Consider the following 16,134-nt stretch of genomic DNA (forward strand, 5'->3'; position numbering starts at 1 on the left):
GAGACCCGATGCCCACGAAGGACCGGCTCACGAAGGACCGGATGGCCGCGGCGCTCGCGGTCGTGGCCGCGCTGATCGGCCTGGTGCTGGTGTTCGGCACGGGCGAGGGCGCCCGCGACGACGACTCCCCGGCCGGCGGCCCGTCGTCGGCGACCCGGGTGGACGACGACCGGCAGGCCCCGGCGGCTCCGGTCCCGCAGGACCGGGGCCAGCAGCCCGACGACGATGACGACGGCTGACGACGACGGCTGACGGGACGTCAGAGGTGGTGCAGCACGACGTCGTCGATCCGGCCGTCGTGCAGGGTCAGCGTCATCCAGGTGTGGGTCGGCATCCGGCGCCGGTCGGTCGGCGACCCCGGGTTCAGCAGGCGCAGCCCGTCGGCGACGGAGTCCCACGGGATGTGCGAGTGCCCGAACACCAGCAGGTCGGTGTCGGGGTGCGCGGCGAGTGCCCGGCGTTCGCGGCCCTGCTTCGGGCCGGTCTCGTGGGTCACCGCGACCCGGACCCCGTCGATCCTCGCCCGGGCCGTCTCCGGCAGCCGGGCGCGCACGTCGTCGCCGTCGTTGTTGCCCCAGCAGGCGAGCAGCCGGGCCGCGCGGCCCGCGACCCGGTCGAGCAGTTCCACCGAGCACCAGTCACCGGCGTGCACCACGACGTCGGCGGCGTCGACGGCGTCCCACACCGGCCCGGGGAGCCCACCGGAGTGGGCGGCCCCGCGGCTCGGGTGGTGGGTGTCGGAGATCAGCAGGAGTGCGGTCAGCGCACGCCCACCAGGTCGCAGGCGAAGATCAGGGTCTCGTTCGGGGCGATGACGCCGCCCGCGCCCTGGGCGCCGTAGCCCAGGTGCGGCGGGATCACGAGCCGGCGGCGGCCGCCGACCTTCATCCCGGCGACGCCGTTGTCCCAGCCGGAGATGACCTGCCCGGCGCCGAGCCCGAACTGCAGCGGCTGGCCGCGGTCGTAGGAGTTGTCGAACTCGCGGCCGGTGGACTGCGAGACCCCGACGTAGTGCACGGCGACGGTGTCACCGGGCTTGGCCTCCTGGCCGTCGCCGACGGAGAGGTCCTCGGTCACGAGGTCGGTGGGCAGCGGGCCGTCGACGATCTCGACGGCGGGCTTCTGCGGTGCGGACACGGACGTGCTCCTCACGGACGGGGACGGCCCACGGGGGGCGGGCCTGGGGTGTGCGACGACCCTGCCAGAACCCGTCGGCGGGTGCGTCCCGGGCCCGCCCGTCGTGGCAGGGTGCACACGTGACCGGTGACCGTGACCTCTCCGGCGGGGCTCCCGACGACGGCGTCGCGACCGACTGGCCCCGCTGGCTCGACGTGCTGGAACGGGCCGGGATCCCGGCCTCGTCCAACCTCCGCGCGCCCGCGGAGCCGGGCGCGGTCGCCGACGCCGAGGCCGTGTTCGGCCGGGAGTTCCCGGCCGCGCTGCGGGCGCTCTACACGCTCGCCGACGGCCAGCTGGCCGACCACCCGCGAGCCCCCGGTCCGCACCCGGAGGTCGCGACGAGCCTGTTCCCCGCGACCTACCGCTTCGTCCCGCTGGCCGAGGCGACCCGCGAGTACCGCGTCTGGGTCGACGCCGTCGCCACCGTGGGGAGCGACTTCGTGACCGTGCGCGCGGGCGACCCCGTGCGCGCCCATTACTGGGACGTGGGCTGGTGGCCACTGGCCGTCGACGGCGGCGGGAACGCCCTGGTCGTCGACACCGTCCCGGAGCCGGGCGGCACCGTGGGGCAGATCGTCGTCGCCGGGCCGGACGAGGACGAGCGCCGCGTGGTCGGGACGGGTGTGGGGGACTACCTGCGTCGGCTGATCGCCGCCGGACCGCAGGTCGACGACGCGGTCGTCGACCCCGCGGACCGGTCGTACCGCTTCTGGGACGCCGCGCACCTGCGCTGACCCGGTCGGGCTCAGCGGTGCGGGCGGGGGGCGAGCTCCAGGTCGACCCGCCCCGGCCGGTTGGCCTCGCCCACCACGTCCTCGACGAGTCCGTGCTCGGGCGACAGGTGGCACACCGGGTCGGTGGCCGCGGCGTCGCCGGTGAGCTGGAACGCCTGGCAGCGGCACCCGCCCAGGTCGATCTCGCGCCGGTCGCAGGTCCGGCACGGCTCCTGCATCCAGTCCTCGCCGCGGTAGGCGGTGAACAGCGGCGCCGACGTCCAGATCTCGGCCAGGCCCGTGTCGTGGACCGAGGCCCGCGGCAGCGGCAGGGTCTGCGCCGCCGGGCAGGGCAGCGCGTCGCCGTTCGGGGCGACGGTGAGCTGGCGCTGCGCCCAGCCCCCCATGCACGGCTTGGGGTGGCGGGAGTAGTAGTCGGGCAGCACGTGCACGACCTCCATCGACCCGGCCAGCCGCGCCCGGGCGGCGGAGACGACCTCCTCGGCCCGGTCGAGCTGCGCAGCCGTCGGCAGCAGCGACGACCGGTTGCGCCACGCCCAGCCGTAGTACTGGGTGTTGGCGAGCTCCACCCGGTCGGCGCCGAGGCGCTCCACGAGGTCGACGATCGCGCCGACCCGGTCGATGTTGCCGCGGTGCAGGACCACGTTGACCGTGAGCGGCCAGCCCAGCTCGCGCACCAGCGCGCACGCCTCCAGCTTCCGCTCGAACGACCGGATCCCGGCGATCCGGTCGGAGGTGGCGGGCTCGTCGGCCTGCACGCTGACCTGTACGTGGTCCAGGCCCGCCGCGCGCAGCGCCTCGGCCCGCGGGCGGGACAGGCCCATCGCGCTGGTCACCAGGTTGGTGTACATGCCCAGCTCGGCGGCGGTGCGGACCAGCTCGGGCAGGTCCCGGCGCAGCAGCGGCTCCCCGCCGGACAGGTGGCACTGCAGCACGCCCATGGCCGCGGCCTCGCCGAACACGCGCTGCCAGTCGGCGGTGGACAGCTCGTCGTCGTAGCGGGACAGCTCGATCGGGTTCGAACAGTAGGCGCACGCCAGCGGGCAGCGGTAGGTGAGCTCGGCGAGCAGCCCGAACGGGCGCGGGTCGCTCATCCGAGCGCCACCAGGTTCCGGTCGACGAGCCGGGCCAGGTAGTGCCGCACCTGCTCCCCGACGACCAGCTCGTCGGCCTCGTCGAAGTCCGCGACCAGCGCGGCGACGATGTCGTCGACGGTGCGCTCGCCGTCGCACAGGCGCAGCACCGCGTGCCCGGTCCGGTTCAGCACGACGACGGTCTCCGGCCCGAGCAGCACCCAGCCGTCGGTCGGGCGGTCCGGGCGCATCCGCACGTGCCGGCCCAGCCGGGGCCGGGAGCCCCCGGTCACCGTGGCCGCGCGGGCGGCCCGCTCGCCGCGCCGCGGTGCCGGCACCCGCGCCGCACCGGCGGCCGTCGACCCGTCACGCGTAGGCATGGTCGATCGCATCCATGATCGCCCACAGCACGTCGCACTTGAACGACAGCGCGGCCTCGGCGGCGTCCTGCTCGGCGGGCGTGCGGCAGTGCGCGACGACGACCTCCAGCGCGTGCTCGGAGTCCCGCGGGGCCTGGACCAGGCGGTTGCGGAAGTACTGCAGCCCGTCCGGGTCGATCCAGGTGTAGTACTTCTCGAACGCCGCCAGCCGCTCGGCCATCAGGTCCGGGGCGAACAGCTCGGTCAGCGACGACGCGACCGCCTCGACCCACGGCCTCGTGCGGGCGAAGCCGACGTAGGCGTCGACGGCGAACCGCACCCCGGGCCGGACGTGCCGGTGGTCGAGGATCTCCGACCGGCTCAGCCCGCACGCCTCGCCGAGCCGCAGCCACGCCTCGATACCCCCCTGTCCGGAGTTCCCGCTGCCCGGTTCCCGGCCGTCGTGGACCCCATCATGGTCAGTGATCCGGCGGATCCACCGCCGACGGACCCCGACGTCGGGGCAGTTCGACAGGATCGCCGCGTCCTTGACCGGGATGGCCTCCTGGTAGGCGAACCGGTTCGCGACCCATCCGCGGATCTGGTCGGGGGTCAGGGTGCCGTCGTTCATGCGGACGTGGAACGGGTGCGCCGAGTGGTACTGCGTGGCGTGCGCCCGCAGGCGTCGCACCAGCGCGGTGTCCGGAGCGGTCATGTCAGACCTCCAGTTCCAGTCCGTCGAACCCGACGACGACCCCGGCGGCGGTGACCGCGGCGCGTTCGGCGGAGTCCTCCAGCAGGACGGGGTTGGTGTTGTTGACGTGCACGTAGACGATCCGGGGCACACCGAGGGCGGTGAGCACCTCCAGGCTGCCACCACGGCCGCCGATGTGCAGGTGTCCCATGTCGTGCGCGGTCTTCGCGGCCAGCCCGAGCCGCACCAGCTCGTCGTCGTGCCAGGTCGTGCCGTCGACGAGCAGCAGGTCCGCGCCGTCGATCTCGTCCTGCACCGCGGGGGTCAGCTCCTGGACACCGGGCAGGTACACGGCGTACCGGCCGGACGCGGTGTCGGTGAACCGGTACCCGACGACGCGCCCGGGCAGGCCCTCGGCGGTACCGATGCCCGCTCCGCCTGCGCTGCGCGGGGACGCGAACCGGTCGTGCTTGCCGGTCGGCGCGTCGAACGCGCGGTAGGCCAGGCCGCCGAGGTCGTGGTCGGAGCCGGGGACGACCTCGGTCCAGGTCACCGGGCAGAACCGCTCCAGGGTGCCCAGCAGCCCGGACCCCTCGCGCAGGGTCCGCTCGGTCGCCGCGGTGGCGTGGAGCGACACCCCGCGGCCCTCGCGCAGCAGCACCAGCCCGAGGGTGTGGTCGATCTCGGCGTCGGTGAGCAGCACCCCCTGCAGCGGGGTCGTCCGGTCGCCGGTGGGGTGCAGCGCGGGCGTGTCGGCGAGCTGGGTGCGGATGTCGGGGGAGGCGTTGACCAGCCACCACCGCCTGCCGTCGGGGGAGACGGCGATCGAGGACTGGGTGCGCGGCGTCGCCGGCCGTGAGCCGTCGCGCACCGCCCGGCAGCCCGGACAGCCGCAGTTCCACTGCGGGAACCCGCCACCCGCCGCCGAGCCGAGGACCCGGATCCTCATGGCACCCCCTTGTTCCACGGCGACGGCCGGGGGCGCGCCGTTCGCGCACCCCCGGCCGTCGGCCGTCTCACGCCTCGGTACGGGCGATGTACATCGTCACCTCGGGCGCGCAGCCGATCTCCTCGAACTCCGGCGCCTCCCACTCGGTGGTCGACTCCATGCGATCACCTCCCTCCTCACGACGTCCGGGTTCCCGGGAACGGCGGGTCCTACTGCTCGGGCAGCGCGAAGCAGAACAACGCGTCACCCGCGGCCGCGCCGAGCAGACCCGGCAGGAACCCCTCGACCCAGCCGCCCCACCCGGTCGGCACGGCGACGAACTGCCTGCCGTCGACCTCGAAGGTGGTCGGGCTGGAGTGGTGCCCGCTCCCGCACTGGAACGACCAGAGCTTCTCCCCGGTCGAGGCGTCGAGCGCGACGAACTCACCGGTCGGGGTGCCCTGGAAGACCAGGCCGCCCGCGGTGGTCAGCGTCGACGCGCACATCGGGTACTCGTTGTTCCAGCGCCACTTCTCCTCGCCGGTGAGCGGGTCGATGGCGGCGACGAACCCGTAGAAGTCCTCGATGTCGACGGCGACGCCGGCGCCCCAGTAGGGGATGGACTCCTTGAACTCGCGGCGGCGCCGGGTGGCGGTCGCCCCGACCTCCTGGACGGGCACGTACATCAACCCGGTCTGCGGGTTGTAGGACATGTGCGTCCATTCCTTGCCGCCCGCCGGGCCCGGCCAGAAGTGCACCGGGACGCCCTCCTCGTCGGGGTAGATCTTCGGCGTCACCGTGCCGTCCGGCGTGATCTCGCCCCAGGTGATCCGGTCGACGAACGGGAACACGCGCACGAGCTCGCCGTTGGTCCGGTCGAGCACGAAGAAGTAGCCGTTCTTGTCCGCGTGGGCGAGCAGCTTGCGCCCGTCCGGTGCGTCGAACAGGACGTTCTCCATCGTGGAGTCGTAGTCCCACAGGTCGTGCGGGGTGAACTGGTAGTGCCACCGGATCTCGCCGGTGTTGACGTCCACCGCGATCGTCGAGTCGGTGTAGAGGTTGTCGCCCGGCCGGACGCCGCCGTCGAAGTCCGGCGCGGGGTTCCCGGTGCCCTGGAACAGCAGCTCCAGCTCCGGGTCGTAGGTGGGTGTCACCCAGCAGTTCCCGCCGCCGCGCTGCCAGGCCTCGCCGTCGTCGGGCCAGGTCTCCGAGCCGGGCTCGCCCGGCTTCGGGACGGTGTAGCAGCGCCAGCGCCGCTCACCGGTGTGCGCGTCGAACGCGTCGAGGTGTCCGCGGACGCCGAACTCCCCGCCGGCGCTCCCGACGATCACCAGGTCCTTGACGATCAGCGGCGCGACGGAGCCGCTCTCCCCGGCGCGGACGTCACCGTTGACGGTGTCCCACACGACCTTCCCGGTCGTCGCGTCGAGCGCGACGATGTGCGCGTTGAGGGTGTACAGGTAGACCTTGCCGTGCCCGACGGCGAGACCGCGGTTGACGTTGCCGCAGCACAGGGACACGTCGTAGGGCGAGGCGTGCTTGTAGCGCCACAGCTCCTCGCCGGTCCTCGCGTCGATCGCCCAGGCGCGGCCGTCCGGGCCCGAGACGTACATGACGCCCTCGACGACGATCGGTGATGCCTCGAACGAGTAGGTCGACGCACCGGACTGCATGCCGACGGCCCCGGCCTGGAAGACCCAGGCGGGGGACAACCGGCGGACGGAGTCCCTGTCGATCTGGTCGAGCTCGCTGTAGCGCTGGCCGTCGTAGGTGCCGTAGTAGGTCAGCCAGTTCTGCGGCTCGGAGCGCGCGCCGCGGATGCGGTCGTAGTCCACGGTGGAGGTGGCCGGGGCCTCGCCCCGGACGTTGGTGAGCTGCACGTGCGGGATCGCTTCGCCCGCGTCGACGTAGTCGGTCATCTCGGGATCCTTCCTACGGTCGCGGCTGCGGGGGACGGTCGAGCTTGGCGTGGTCGGGTACCTCGCCCCCGATGACGATCGAGCCGGTGAGACCGCGGCCCTCGTCGTTGCCGCTCGCGGAGCCGTAGTAGTACGTTCCCGGCCCGTCGAGGTTGATCTTCGCGGTGCCCTTGGAGTGGTTCACCAGCCAGATGAACTTCGGGTCACCGTTGCTGGGCAGCACCGCGCAGTGGGTGTTCTTGTCGTCGTTGATCAGGGTCAGCTCGATGTCACCGCCGTGAGGGAGGATGAGGATCCCGGGCTCGTAGCAGATCTCGTCCTCGGGGATCCGGATCGTCGCCCGGAGGACGCCGTCGGGTCCCTCCTCGGCGTACCCGATGGTCCCGCTGCCGAGCAGCCGGCCGAGCGCCAGCCGGTTCTGCCGGCCGAGGCCCGCGGCCTCCAGCTGTTCGGCGCGTTCGTTGTCGGTGGTCGTCATTGACACTTTCCTCCCGAGCGCAATTCGTCGGCGGGTACGTGATCACTTTCACACTGCGCGGTGGTAAGCGTCAACCCCGCGCGCGCACCCGATTCCGCGCCGACGATCATGAATGCTCGGGTCGATGTGCGAAACGATCTCCCGCAACGGCCGGTGCTCGGCGCGGACGATCTTCCAGCAGGTCAGATCCGCCTGCGTGGTGTCATATCGTCGACTCGTCGGCGATTCTCCGGGGACGTCCGGAGTATTCGTCCGTGTCGTTCGAGGGGGTTTTCGGAAACGGTGGTAAATCGCGGGCGGCGGCTCCGGGAATCGCGTCGCCAGAGGTCGGTGACATCGGTGCAGTGCCCGCACCTTGGCGGGGGCGAGGTGTCCGTCCCCGTCGTGACGTGCGACGTCGCATCCCGGGCGGCGCCGCGGGCTCCGGTGTGGACACCTGCTCGCCTCGCCCGCGGAACCGTCCGCGTCCATTCCGCGCAGGTCGGGCCGCGGGCCCGGAGGAATGAAACACGTGTTTCTCGAAAGGGGGTGTCACCAGAACTTGATGCCCGCCGCCTTGAGGCGGCGGCGGTGCTGCTTCACCGCGAGCGCGATCGCGTCGGGTGTGATGAGCCCGCCCCAGACCTTCGCCGCGGTCTCGCCCTGCTCGAGCAGCGCGTCGGCCTCCTCACCGCCCAGCTCGGCGCTCTGCACGACCCGCGAGCCGAAGCCGATGTGCCAGCGCTCGTCGCGCAGGACCAGCTCGGTCCCGCGGCGCACGCCCGGCAGCGGGACGAACAGCCGGTCCAGGGCCTGGAGCATCGCGTGCTGGCCGGCCAGCAGCACCACGCCCTCGATGACCATGTGGTAGAGCCCGACCGCCCCGGTCAGCCCGGTGTGGTCGTCGGCGAGCCGGCGGGCGGTCGACGGCAGCCGGTGCTCGAACAGGTCGACGAGCTCCGAGCTCACCTCGCGTCGCAGCACGTCCAGCCGGTCGGCCGGGGTGCCGCCGGGGACCCCCAGCACCTGCGCGGCGACCAGGTCGAAGAACCGGGCGTGCCGCGCCTCGTCACGGGCCTGGGCGCGGAACGCGGCCTGCATGGTGTCGTCGAGCGCCGCGGCCTGGTACGAGCCGAGCTGCCCGGCCACCGAGGCCTCGGCGACGGCGAACCCGGCGACCAGCCCGCGCACGGTCGCCGCCTCGTCCGGCGCGAGCCGGGTCCAGGCGTCGCGGTCCGGGCCCAGGTCGAGGTCGGTCTCGTCCCACTGCAGCGACTCGGCCAGCTGGACGAAGTGGTCGTATCCGGCGATCATGACCATGGTCTCGGTGTCCTCACCCCGGGAACTGTTCTCCCGGCTCCAACGGGCGGAAGTCCGACTTGGCGGCGCCGCAGATCGGGCACATCCAGTCGTCGGGGATGTCCTCGAAGGGGGTGCCCGGCTCGACGCCGCCGTCCGGGTCGCCCTCCTCCGGGTCGTAGACGAAGCCGCACGGCTCGCAGATCCACAGGGACCGCGTGGCCCGGCCGGACATCGTCATGCTGCTCCCCACGGCGTCGTCGCCCACGCCCGCCGGCCGCCCGTGACCGGGCCCGGCGGAGGTGATCCCCGAGGCCCAGGGAGCCACAGTGTGAGCGGGGTCGCAAGCGGGCCCGGAGCCCTCCCGTGGGGACCGGCGACGGCCGCGCATCCGGTCGTGGCCGGACGCACGGCGCTCTCAGCTGCGACGACGCGGTGCCCGGAGATCAGGTCCGGCCGGCGCCGGTGATCGTCGGAATCGGTGAAACACGTGTTCGCGCTCAGGCGCCGAGCGCGTCCCGGATGAACCCGACCTGCAGGAGCAGCAGGTTCTCGGCGACGACCTCCTGCGGCGTCATGTGGGTGACCCCGGACAGCGGCAGCACCTGGTGGGCACGCCCGGCCGCGAGCAGCGCCGAGGACAGCCGCAGGGTGTGCGCGGCGACGACGTTGTCGTCGGCGAGACCGTGCACGACCATCAGCGGACGGTGCGGCCGCTCCGGGGTCGGCGGCGTCGCGGCGTCGTCGATGATCGACGAGCGGGTGTACGGCTCGCCGCCCGGCATCCCGAGGTAGCGCTCGGTGTAATGGGTGTCGTAGAGCGTCCAGTCGGTGACCGGGGCCCCGGCGATGCCGGCGTGGAAGACGTCGGGACGCCGCAGCACCGCGAGCGCGGACAGGTACCCGCCGAACGACCAGCCGCGGATCCCGACCCGGCCCAGGTCGAGGTCGGGATAGGCCGCCGCGGCGGCGTGCAACGCCGCGACCTGGTCCTCCAGCACCGGGCCCGCCAGGTCGCCGTGGATCGCGCGCTCGAACTCCGGGCCGCGCCCGGGGGAGCCACGACCGTCGGTGACCAGCACGGCGAAGCCCTGCTCGGCGAACCAACGGCTGGTCAGGTGCGCGTTGCGGGCCTGCAGCACCCGCTGGGAGTGCGGGCCGCCGTAGGGGTCGAGCAGCACCGGCAGCGGAGTGCCCGGCACGTGGCCCGACGGCAGGAACACCGCGGTGCGCAGCTCCCGCTCACCGAAGGAGTGCAGCACCGGGGCCGGGTCGAACCCGGGGTCGACGGCGTGCCCGGCGACCGGGTGCTCCGCCCCGCCGGCGGTGACGAGCACCGCGTGCGGCGCCGTCGCGAGGTCCTGGGAGACGCGGACGGTGGTGCCCCCCCCCGCCGCGGCGACGGCGTGCACCCCGGTCGTCGGCGTCACCGCGACCGGCTCGGACCCCGGGGTCACCGAGTAGACGGCCACCGAGGTCGGCTCCGTCGAGGCCCGGAACAGGACGGTCTCGCCGTCGATGCCGACGACCCCACGCACCTGCAGCTCCGGGCCGGTCAGGTACGTGTCGCCGACGACGAGCCGACGCGCCCCGCCGGAGTCCTCGGCCCGCACCAGCGCCCCGGACGCGGTGCGCGCCGGGACACCCGGAACGTTCTCCACCCACACCGGGTCGGTCTGGGAGTGCAGCGTCGTGGTCCGACCGGTCGCGGGGTCCACGGCCAGGGTGCGGACCTCCCGCTGGTCGCGCGGCTGGACCGACAGCAGCGGCCCGTGGGTGTCCCAGTCCGCTGTGGCGAGGTACTCGTAGGTCTCGTCGTCCCAGGTCACGGTGGTGCGGGTGCCGTCCAGCGCGACGACGACCAGCCCCACGCGGGCGTTCGGGGTGCCGGCGGCGGGGTAGCGGACCGTGGTCGGGACGCGGTCGGGGTGCGCCGGGTCGGCGATGTGCCAGCGGGCGACCGGGGACTCGTCCACCCGGGCGACGAGCAGCGCGTCGCCGTCGGGGGACCACCAGAACCCGCGGTGGCGGTCCATCTCCTCGGCCGCGGCGAAGTCGGGCAGACCCCAGGAGACGTCGTCGCCGTCGGGGGTGAGCAGGGCGGTCGTCGTGCCGGTCGTGAGGTCGTGCAGGTGCAGGGCGCGGTCGGCGACGAAGGCGACCCGGGCGCCGTTCGGGTCGATCCGCGGGTCCACCACGGCCTCGATCCCGCCGACGTCGAGTGGCCGCACGTCCGGCTCCCCGGTCAGGGCGACGGTGAACGGCCGCCCGGACAGCGCGAACACGGCCCGGGTGACCGCGGCGTCGGTGGTGTACCCGACGACGCCGCCCGCCTGCTCCCGGACCCGCTCGCGGCGGGCCCGCTCGGCGGCGGGCAGGTCCTCCTCGCCCGGCAGCCCGGGCACCGACGCCGGGTCCACGAGCAGCCGCTCGGCACCGGTCGCGGCGTCGACCGACCACAGGCAGGTGACCGGGTCGGTGCCGGACCGGCTGCGCAGGAACACCGCCCGCGACCCGTCCCGGGCGACGGTGAACCCGCGGGGGACCCCGAGGGTGAAGCGGCGGGTGCGGGCGTGCAGGCGGGGGAACGAGTCGGCCACGGAGCCGACGCTATCTCCCCGGCGTCACCGCGTGCGGGACGGCCGCTTCCCGGACACGCGCCCGCCCGCCTCCTCGCAGCCGCGGGCGGCGAGCCGGTCGGCACGCTCGTTCTCCGGGTGCCCCGCGTGGCCCTTCACCCAGAACCAGGTGACGTCGTGCCGGCGGACGGCGGCGTCGAGCTCGCGCCACAGGTCGTCGTTCTTGACCGGCTCGCCGGCCGCGGTCCGCCAGCCGCGGGCCTGCCAGCGCGGCAGCCACTGGGTGATGCCGTTGCGCACGTAGGTGCTGTCGGTGTGCAGGTGGACGACGCTGCGCCGGGTCAGCGCGTCCAGCGCGCGGATCGGGGCGGTGAGCTCCATCCGGTTGTTCGTCGTGCGCTCCGGCTCGCCGCCGTACAGATCACGCTCGTGGCTGCCGTACCGCAGCACCGCGCCCCACCCGCCCGGCCCCGGGTTCGGGACACAGGCACCGTCGGTGAAGATCTCGACGACAACGGGCGGGTCGGCGGCGCTCACGGTCGGTGACGGTAGCGGGCGGGTCAGTAGAGCCGGTACGCCGCCCGGGCCGCGGCGAACCCGGCGCCGGTGCGGGCGTCGCGGCACTCGACGCCGGTCCGCGAGCTGACGCAGGTGACGTCGCCCTGGGTGAGGTGGGTGCCGTAGTCGAGCACCGCCGCGCCGGACGTGACGGGTGCCCCTCCGCACTCGGTGCGGGCGCCCGCCGGTCCGCCGGTGACCAGCGCGGCGTCCGGACAGTCACCCGCCGACCAGGTGCGGGCGGTGACGTCGCAGCGGACGGCGCCGTCCCCGGCGCCGCCGGTGATCCGGCAGGAGATGTTGCCGGTCGGGGAGGTGAACGACGCCGGCGACCCGAACGCGGCCGGGTCGGCCGCGGTGGTGCCCGCGACCAGCTCCGCCGGGGCCGCCACCGGTGCGGGACCCGAGCCGGCGCCCTGCGGCGCGCCGGGGTCGCCGGTGCGCCCGGAGCCGACGTAGGCGGCGACGACCACCGCCGCGGCCAGCACGAGCGTCGCGGCCACGGCGATCGCCGCGGTCCGGTGCCCGACGGCGTCGCGCAGCCCGCCGTCGGGCAGCCGGGCCGCGGACAGCCGGTCGCGCAGGGCGTCCCACCGTCCGGCCGGGGTCCCGGACGCGGCGTGGCCGGGCGGGTACACGACCGGCACGGGCGCGGCGGCGCGCGACCCGGCCTGGACCGGCCCGCTCTGGACCGGGCCGCCCTGGACCGGCACCGCCCAGGGCGCGGTCGGGAACGGGGCGCGGCCGGGCCCCGGAACCGGACCTGTGGTCCACGGAGCCTGCGCGCCCACGGCCGGCCCGGTCCGCTGCGCCGGGACCCCGCCCACCGGCCGCTGCTCGGCCGGGACGGCGGGCCAGGGCAGCGGCGGGGTCCGCGGGCCCGGCCGGTTCCGGGCGTCGACCGGTCCGGTCAGCTCGGTGGGCTCCGGCGCGGGTTCCCGCTGCGTCCCGGTCCAGCCCCCGGCGCGCGGGGCGGGGACGGGACCGGGTGTGACCGGCCCGGTCGTGGGTGCGGCGGTACCGGGGGCCGGGAGGCCGTCGGCGGGCGCGGCGCCGGTCAGCAGCGTCGTCGGATGCCCGTTGCGGCGGCCGTCCGGGCGCGCGGGGGTGCGGTCGTCGGCGTGGGGAGCGCTCATCGGTCCGGGACGCTAAGCGGGCCGACCATCCCCGGACAGCGGCCGTTCGGGGCAGTCACGGCGGCCGGTCGCCCCGTCTCGGTGACCGTCCGTGCACCGCCACCGTGGGTCGTGCCGCTCCCGGCGGTCCTGCCGGACGCCGCCCGTCCTGTACCGGTCACCGCACGACGGCGTTGCAATGTGCAATGGTGAGCAAGGCCAACGACGGTGAGGGGGCAGCGATGACGGAGGCCCGGCCCGGGGCGGCCACGAGCGGACCCGCGGCGGTGCTGGAGTCGCTGCCGCTGTCGGGATGGCACCGACGGCTCGTCGTCCTGGTGGGGATCGGGTCGTTCTTCGACCTGTACGAGGTGTTCCTCGGTGGCGTGCTGGCCCCGATCCTGGCCCGCGAGTGGGCACTCGGCTCGGCCGGCAAGGCGGCGGTGGTGTCGTCGGGCTTCCTCGGGATGTTCGTCGGCGCGGTCCTGCTGTCGATCGCGGCCGACCGGTTCGGCAGGCGCACCGTGTTCCTGCTGAACCTGCTCACCTACTCGCTGTTCTCCGTGGCGGCGGCGTTCTCGCCGAACCTGGAGACCTTCCTCGTCCTGCGCTTCCTCGCGGGCCTCGGGCTGGGCGCCGAGCTGGTGCTCGTCGACACCTACCTGGCCGAGTTCCTGCCCCGGCGGGTACGCGGCCGCTGGACGGCGTGGGCGTACACCGTCGGCTTCCTCGGGGTGCCGGTGGCCGCGCTGCTCGGCGGCCGGCTCGTCGCGGCGCAGTCGATCGCGGGCGTCGACGGCTGGCGCTGGCTGCTCGTCGCCGGGGGCCTGGGCGCGTTCTTCGTACTGATGCTGCGCCGCGTGCTGCCCGAGTCCCCGCGCTGGCTGGTCGCCCACGGGCGGCGCGAGGAGGCCGCCGCCGTTGCGGCGGACGTGGCCCGGCGGGCCGGCGCCCCGGTCGAGGGGGAGGTGTCCACGGCCGACTCGGGGGGGCCGCGGGCCGGCTCGACCGTCGCGGTGCTGCGGATCGCCTTCAGCGGGGTCTACCGCACCCGCACGGTGATGCTCCTGATCTTCCAGGTGCTCCAGACCGTCGCCTACTACGGTTTCGGCACGCTCGCGCCGCTGGTCCTGGTGGCCAAGGGCTTCGACGTCACCGAGTCCCTCGGCTACGCCGCGCTGAGCTTCGCCGGGTACCCGCTGGGCTCGCTCGCCTCGGTCCCGCTGGTCGAACGGTTCGAGCGGAAGTGGCTGATCATCGCCTCGGCGCTGGCGATCGGAGTGCTCGGCATCGTGTTCGCGGCCGGGTCGACACCGCTGGTGATCGTCGGCTCCGGGTTCGCGCTGACCGCGGTGAGCAACGTGTTCTCCAACGCGTTCCACATCTACCAGGCCGAGATCTTCCCGACGACGATCCGCTCCACCGCGGGCGGGATCGCCTACTCGCTGTCCCGTGCGACGTCGGCGTTCCTCCCGTTCGTCGCCGTCCCGCTGCTGGCCACGGCCGGGCCGGTCGCGGTGTTCGGTGGCGCCGCGGGGCTCATCGTGCTGCTCTGTCTCGATGTCGGCCTGCTCGGTCCGCGCTCCACCGGGCTCGCGCTGGAGGAACTGGGCTGAGGGGGCATCCTGGCGGCGTGAGCCAGGCCCTGTACGAGATCACCGTCAACGCGCTGCTCGACCGCGACCGCCCGCTCACCCGCGCCGACTGGGACGCCGCCGTCGCCCGGGTGGGCGGGCACCGCGTGCCGCAGCTGCTCGCCGAGCTCACCGACGCCGGGCTGGTCGGCGCGGACCTGCTGCCCGAGGTCGTCGCCGCGGCGTGGGCGTCGGCCGACCGGCCGCTGGACCGGCTCCCGGCGGCGCGCTGGCGGGAGCTGTTCGACGACGCCGGGCTGGCCGCACCGGCCGTCACGGATGGGTCGTCGTCCCCTTGAGGATCTTGTCGACGGCGTTGCGCGGCCCGTGCAGCGCCAGCCCGACCAGGTCGAGCTCCTCGGCCCGGGCCACCGCGACCACGGCACGGTTGTCGTGGTCGTTGCCGGTGCCGAACATCGCGGAGGTGAACACCGCCACCGGCAGTCCGCGGCCGACCGCCCGGGCCCGGCAGGCCGCGAGCGTCGTCGCGTCCCCGGCGCGCACGAGCACCGGCAGACCGAGGGTCGGCAGGTAGGCGGTGCCGTCGGCGTCGGCGTAGGGCTCGCCGATCAGCTCGGGGACACCGGCGGCGACACCGGCGGCGAGGAAGGCGGTCACGTTCGCGACCTGCCAGCCGAGCAGGTCGTCACGCAGCACGACGGCGATCTTGGTGGCGGGGCGATCGGAGGAGACGGGGAGCAGGGCGGTGTCGGTCACGCCGTCGATCCTCGGGCGGCAGGACCCCTGCACTCTTGTACGTTCCGCACATGTCCGGAACCGGTTCGCGGGCGGCGGGCGAGGCCGTCACCGCCTGGCGGCCGCAGCGCGTGCCGGGCATCACGGAGGTGCTGCACGCGCGCTTCGTCCGGCACCGGTACCCGCTGCACGCGCACTCCACGTGGACGGTCCTGATCGTCGACGACGGCGCCGTGCGCTACGACCTGGACCGGCGACCGCACGGGACCGAGGAGGCCCCGATGACGCTGCTGCCGCCGCTGGTCGCGCACGACGGACGCGCGGCGGGCGGCTCCGGTTTCCGCAAGCGGGTCCTCTACCTCGACCCCGCCGCCCTCGACCCGGGGGCGTCCGGGACGGACGGGCTGGTCGGCCCCGCGGTCGACCGGCCGGGGGTGGCCGACCCCCTCCTGCGCCGCAGGCTCGACGAGCTGCACCGCGCGCTGGCGGTGCCGGGGGAGGAGCTGCACGCCGAGAGCCGCCTCGCACTCGTCGCCGAACGTCTCGCCCGGCACCTGGACCCGACCGCCGGGCCCGGCCCGGCGCCGCCGACGGACCTGGCCGGCCGGCTGCGGGACCTGCTCGACTCCCGGCTCGTCGACGGTGTGACCCTCGCCGAGGCCGGGCGCCTGTTGCACGCCCACCCCGGCCACCTGGTCCGCACCTTCTCGCGCCGCTTCGGGCTCCCGCCGCACCGCTACCTCGACGCCCGCCGCGTCGAGCGGGCGCGGTCGCTGCTGCTGGACGGGACGCCGCCGGCCGCGGCCGCCGCGGCGGTGGGGTTCCACGACCAGGCCCACCTGCACCGCCGGTTCGTGCGGCTGGTCGGTGTCACGCCCGGCCGCTACGCCCGCAGCGGCCCGGCGTGACG

Annotated in this window: 20 protein-coding genes; 5 read left to right on the forward strand and 15 right to left on the reverse strand. The window is 74.6% G+C overall.

Translation table 11 applies throughout. From position 1 onward, the window contains the following. The first annotated feature begins 8 nt into the window (after nt 1-8). Nucleotides 9-239, forward strand: a complete 231-nt coding sequence (locus Ae717Ps2_RS09905) for a hypothetical protein (RefSeq protein ID WP_075305824.1) — start codon at nt 9-11, stop codon at nt 237-239. 20 nt (nt 240-259) lie between these two features. On the opposite strand, the gene Ae717Ps2_RS09910 is transcribed toward Ae717Ps2_RS09905, so the two are convergent. Both Ae717Ps2_RS09910 and Ae717Ps2_RS09915 read right to left on the reverse strand, forming a co-directional pair. After that, complete coding sequence (locus Ae717Ps2_RS09910; RefSeq protein ID WP_075305826.1) at nt 260-763, reverse strand: metallophosphoesterase; 504 nt, start codon at nt 761-763, stop codon at nt 260-262. Beyond that, on the reverse strand, nt 760-1,137 hold the full coding sequence (locus tag Ae717Ps2_RS09915; protein WP_075333259.1) for an FKBP-type peptidyl-prolyl cis-trans isomerase: 378 nt from the start codon (nt 1,135-1,137) through the stop codon (nt 760-762). Before Ae717Ps2_RS09915 ends, Ae717Ps2_RS09910 begins: the two co-directional genes overlap by 4 nt. A gap of 119 nt (nt 1,138-1,256) precedes the next feature. On the opposite strand from Ae717Ps2_RS09915, the gene Ae717Ps2_RS09920 reads away from it, so the two are divergent. Further along, nucleotides 1,257-1,913, forward strand: coding sequence for an SMI1/KNR4 family protein (locus Ae717Ps2_RS09920; RefSeq protein ID WP_075305828.1), 657 nt, complete (start codon nt 1,257-1,259; stop codon nt 1,911-1,913). Nucleotides 1,914-1,924: 11 nt separating this feature from the next. Here the strand turns inward: Ae717Ps2_RS09920 and pqqE are convergent, their stop codons facing one another. The 12 genes from pqqE to Ae717Ps2_RS09980 all read right to left on the reverse strand — a co-directional run bounded on the left by pqqE (nt 1,925) and on the right by Ae717Ps2_RS09980 (nt 12,915). Further along, nucleotides 1,925-3,007: a pyrroloquinoline quinone biosynthesis protein PqqE gene (gene pqqE, locus Ae717Ps2_RS09925; protein WP_075305830.1), complete on the reverse strand. Its 1,083-nt coding sequence runs from the start codon at nt 3,005-3,007 to the stop codon at nt 1,925-1,927. Beyond that, entirely contained in the window at nt 3,004-3,366 is a 363-nt protein-coding gene (gene pqqD, locus Ae717Ps2_RS09930; RefSeq protein ID WP_083696027.1) for a pyrroloquinoline quinone biosynthesis peptide chaperone PqqD, read from the reverse strand. Before pqqD ends, pqqE begins: the two co-directional genes overlap by 4 nt. Continuing rightward, a complete protein-coding gene (pqqC, locus tag Ae717Ps2_RS09935) occupies nt 3,353-4,060 on the reverse strand; it encodes a pyrroloquinoline-quinone synthase PqqC (protein WP_075305834.1) in 708 nt (235 codons plus the stop codon). Before pqqC ends, pqqD begins: the two co-directional genes overlap by 14 nt. Nucleotide 4,061: 1 nt before the next feature. Further along, the gene (gene pqqB, locus Ae717Ps2_RS09940) at nt 4,062-4,988 is read right to left on the reverse strand and encodes a pyrroloquinoline quinone biosynthesis protein PqqB (protein ID WP_075305836.1); all 927 of its coding nucleotides are present in this window, start codon (nt 4,986-4,988) and stop codon (nt 4,062-4,064) included. Nucleotides 4,989-5,055: 67 nt separating this feature from the next. Further along, nucleotides 5,056-5,148 carry a pyrroloquinoline quinone precursor peptide PqqA gene (gene pqqA / locus Ae717Ps2_RS09945; protein ID WP_060712366.1) on the reverse strand — a complete coding sequence of 31 codons (93 nt, stop codon included), beginning with the start codon at nt 5,146-5,148 and terminating at the stop codon, nt 5,056-5,058. Nucleotides 5,149-5,197: 49 nt separating this feature from the next. Beyond that, nucleotides 5,198-6,886, reverse strand: a complete 1,689-nt coding sequence (locus Ae717Ps2_RS09950; protein WP_075305838.1) for a PQQ-dependent dehydrogenase, methanol/ethanol family — start codon at nt 6,884-6,886, stop codon at nt 5,198-5,200. 13 nt (nt 6,887-6,899) lie between these two features. Then, nucleotides 6,900-7,364 (reverse strand): MSMEG_3727 family PQQ-associated protein, encoded by a 465-nt coding sequence (locus Ae717Ps2_RS09955; protein WP_075305840.1) that lies wholly within the window; start codon nt 7,362-7,364, stop codon nt 6,900-6,902. Between the two features lie 531 nt (nt 7,365-7,895). Beyond that, the gene (locus Ae717Ps2_RS37295) at nt 7,896-8,663 is read right to left on the reverse strand and encodes a ribonucleotide reductase (RefSeq protein ID WP_075333260.1); all 768 of its coding nucleotides are present in this window, start codon (nt 8,661-8,663) and stop codon (nt 7,896-7,898) included. A gap of 13 nt (nt 8,664-8,676) precedes the next feature. Further along, on the reverse strand, nt 8,677-8,883 hold the full coding sequence (locus tag Ae717Ps2_RS09965; protein WP_075311660.1) for a rubredoxin: 207 nt from the start codon (nt 8,881-8,883) through the stop codon (nt 8,677-8,679). 259 nt (nt 8,884-9,142) lie between these two features. Beyond that, on the reverse strand, nt 9,143-11,242 hold the full coding sequence (locus Ae717Ps2_RS09970; RefSeq protein ID WP_075333261.1) for a DPP IV N-terminal domain-containing protein: 2,100 nt from the start codon (nt 11,240-11,242) through the stop codon (nt 9,143-9,145). A 24-nt stretch (nt 11,243-11,266) separates the two neighbouring features. Continuing rightward, a complete protein-coding gene (gene rnhA, locus Ae717Ps2_RS09975) occupies nt 11,267-11,758 on the reverse strand; it encodes a ribonuclease HI (protein WP_020626765.1) in 492 nt (163 codons plus the stop codon). Nucleotides 11,759-11,781: 23 nt separating this feature from the next. Beyond that, nucleotides 11,782-12,915: a hypothetical protein gene (locus Ae717Ps2_RS09980; RefSeq protein WP_075305846.1), complete on the reverse strand. Its 1,134-nt coding sequence runs from the start codon at nt 12,913-12,915 to the stop codon at nt 11,782-11,784. A 221-nt stretch (nt 12,916-13,136) separates the two neighbouring features. On the opposite strand from Ae717Ps2_RS09980, the gene Ae717Ps2_RS09985 reads away from it, so the two are divergent. Together Ae717Ps2_RS09985 and Ae717Ps2_RS09990 are read left to right on the forward strand one after the other, a co-directional pair. After that, nucleotides 13,137-14,510: an MFS transporter gene (locus tag Ae717Ps2_RS09985; protein WP_075334221.1), complete on the forward strand. Its 1,374-nt coding sequence runs from the start codon at nt 13,137-13,139 to the stop codon at nt 14,508-14,510. A 17-nt stretch (nt 14,511-14,527) separates the two neighbouring features. Next, complete coding sequence (locus Ae717Ps2_RS09990; protein WP_075305847.1) at nt 14,528-14,827, forward strand: hypothetical protein; 300 nt, start codon at nt 14,528-14,530, stop codon at nt 14,825-14,827. Here Ae717Ps2_RS09990 and Ae717Ps2_RS09995 read toward each other — a convergent pair. Next, nucleotides 14,802-15,245 (reverse strand): DUF2000 domain-containing protein, encoded by a 444-nt coding sequence (locus tag Ae717Ps2_RS09995; protein ID WP_083702314.1) that lies wholly within the window; start codon nt 15,243-15,245, stop codon nt 14,802-14,804. The genes Ae717Ps2_RS09990 and Ae717Ps2_RS09995 overlap by 26 nt on opposite strands. Before the next feature lie 50 nt (nt 15,246-15,295). Here Ae717Ps2_RS09995 and Ae717Ps2_RS10000 point away from each other — a divergent pair, with 50 nt between their 5' ends. Continuing rightward, on the forward strand, nt 15,296-16,132 hold the full coding sequence (locus tag Ae717Ps2_RS10000) for an AraC family transcriptional regulator (protein WP_075305849.1): 837 nt from the start codon (nt 15,296-15,298) through the stop codon (nt 16,130-16,132). The last annotated feature ends 2 nt before the right edge of the window (nt 16,133-16,134 follow it).

The organism is Pseudonocardia sp. Ae717_Ps2, from assembly GCF_001932475.1.
Lineage (GTDB): Bacteria > Actinomycetota > Actinomycetes > Mycobacteriales > Pseudonocardiaceae > Pseudonocardia.

What these genes read in the sequence shown, in the direction of transcription:
- Ae717Ps2_RS09905 (WP_075305824.1), top strand. Translation starts at nt 9, where the DNA reads ATGCCCACGAAGGACCGGCTCACGAAGGACCGGATGGCCGCGGCGCTC.
- pqqE (WP_075305830.1), bottom strand. Translation starts at nt 3,007, where the DNA reads ATGAGCGACCCGCGCCCGTTCGGGCTGCTCGCCGAGCTCACCTACCGC.
- pqqD (WP_083696027.1), bottom strand. Translation starts at nt 3,366, where the DNA reads ATGCCTACGCGTGACGGGTCGACGGCCGCCGGTGCGGCGCGGGTGCCG.
- pqqC (WP_075305834.1), bottom strand. Translation starts at nt 4,060, where the DNA reads ATGACCGCTCCGGACACCGCGCTGGTGCGACGCCTGCGGGCGCACGCC.
- pqqB (WP_075305836.1), bottom strand. Translation starts at nt 4,988, where the DNA reads ATGAGGATCCGGGTCCTCGGCTCGGCGGCGGGTGGCGGGTTCCCGCAG.
- pqqA (WP_060712366.1), bottom strand. Translation starts at nt 5,148, where the DNA reads ATGGAGTCGACCACCGAGTGGGAGGCGCCGGAGTTCGAGGAGATCGGC.
- Ae717Ps2_RS09950 (WP_075305838.1), bottom strand. Translation starts at nt 6,886, where the DNA reads ATGACCGACTACGTCGACGCGGGCGAAGCGATCCCGCACGTGCAGCTC.
- Ae717Ps2_RS09955 (WP_075305840.1), bottom strand. Translation starts at nt 7,364, where the DNA reads ATGACGACCACCGACAACGAACGCGCCGAACAGCTGGAGGCCGCGGGC.
- Ae717Ps2_RS37295 (WP_075333260.1), bottom strand. Translation starts at nt 8,663, where the DNA reads ATGGTCATGATCGCCGGATACGACCACTTCGTCCAGCTGGCCGAGTCG.
- Ae717Ps2_RS09965 (WP_075311660.1), bottom strand. Translation starts at nt 8,883, where the DNA reads ATGACGATGTCCGGCCGGGCCACGCGGTCCCTGTGGATCTGCGAGCCG.
- Ae717Ps2_RS09980 (WP_075305846.1), bottom strand. Translation starts at nt 12,915, where the DNA reads ATGAGCGCTCCCCACGCCGACGACCGCACCCCCGCGCGCCCGGACGGC.
- Ae717Ps2_RS09985 (WP_075334221.1), top strand. Translation starts at nt 13,137, where the DNA reads ATGACGGAGGCCCGGCCCGGGGCGGCCACGAGCGGACCCGCGGCGGTG.
- Ae717Ps2_RS10000 (WP_075305849.1), top strand. Translation starts at nt 15,296, where the DNA reads ATGTCCGGAACCGGTTCGCGGGCGGCGGGCGAGGCCGTCACCGCCTGG.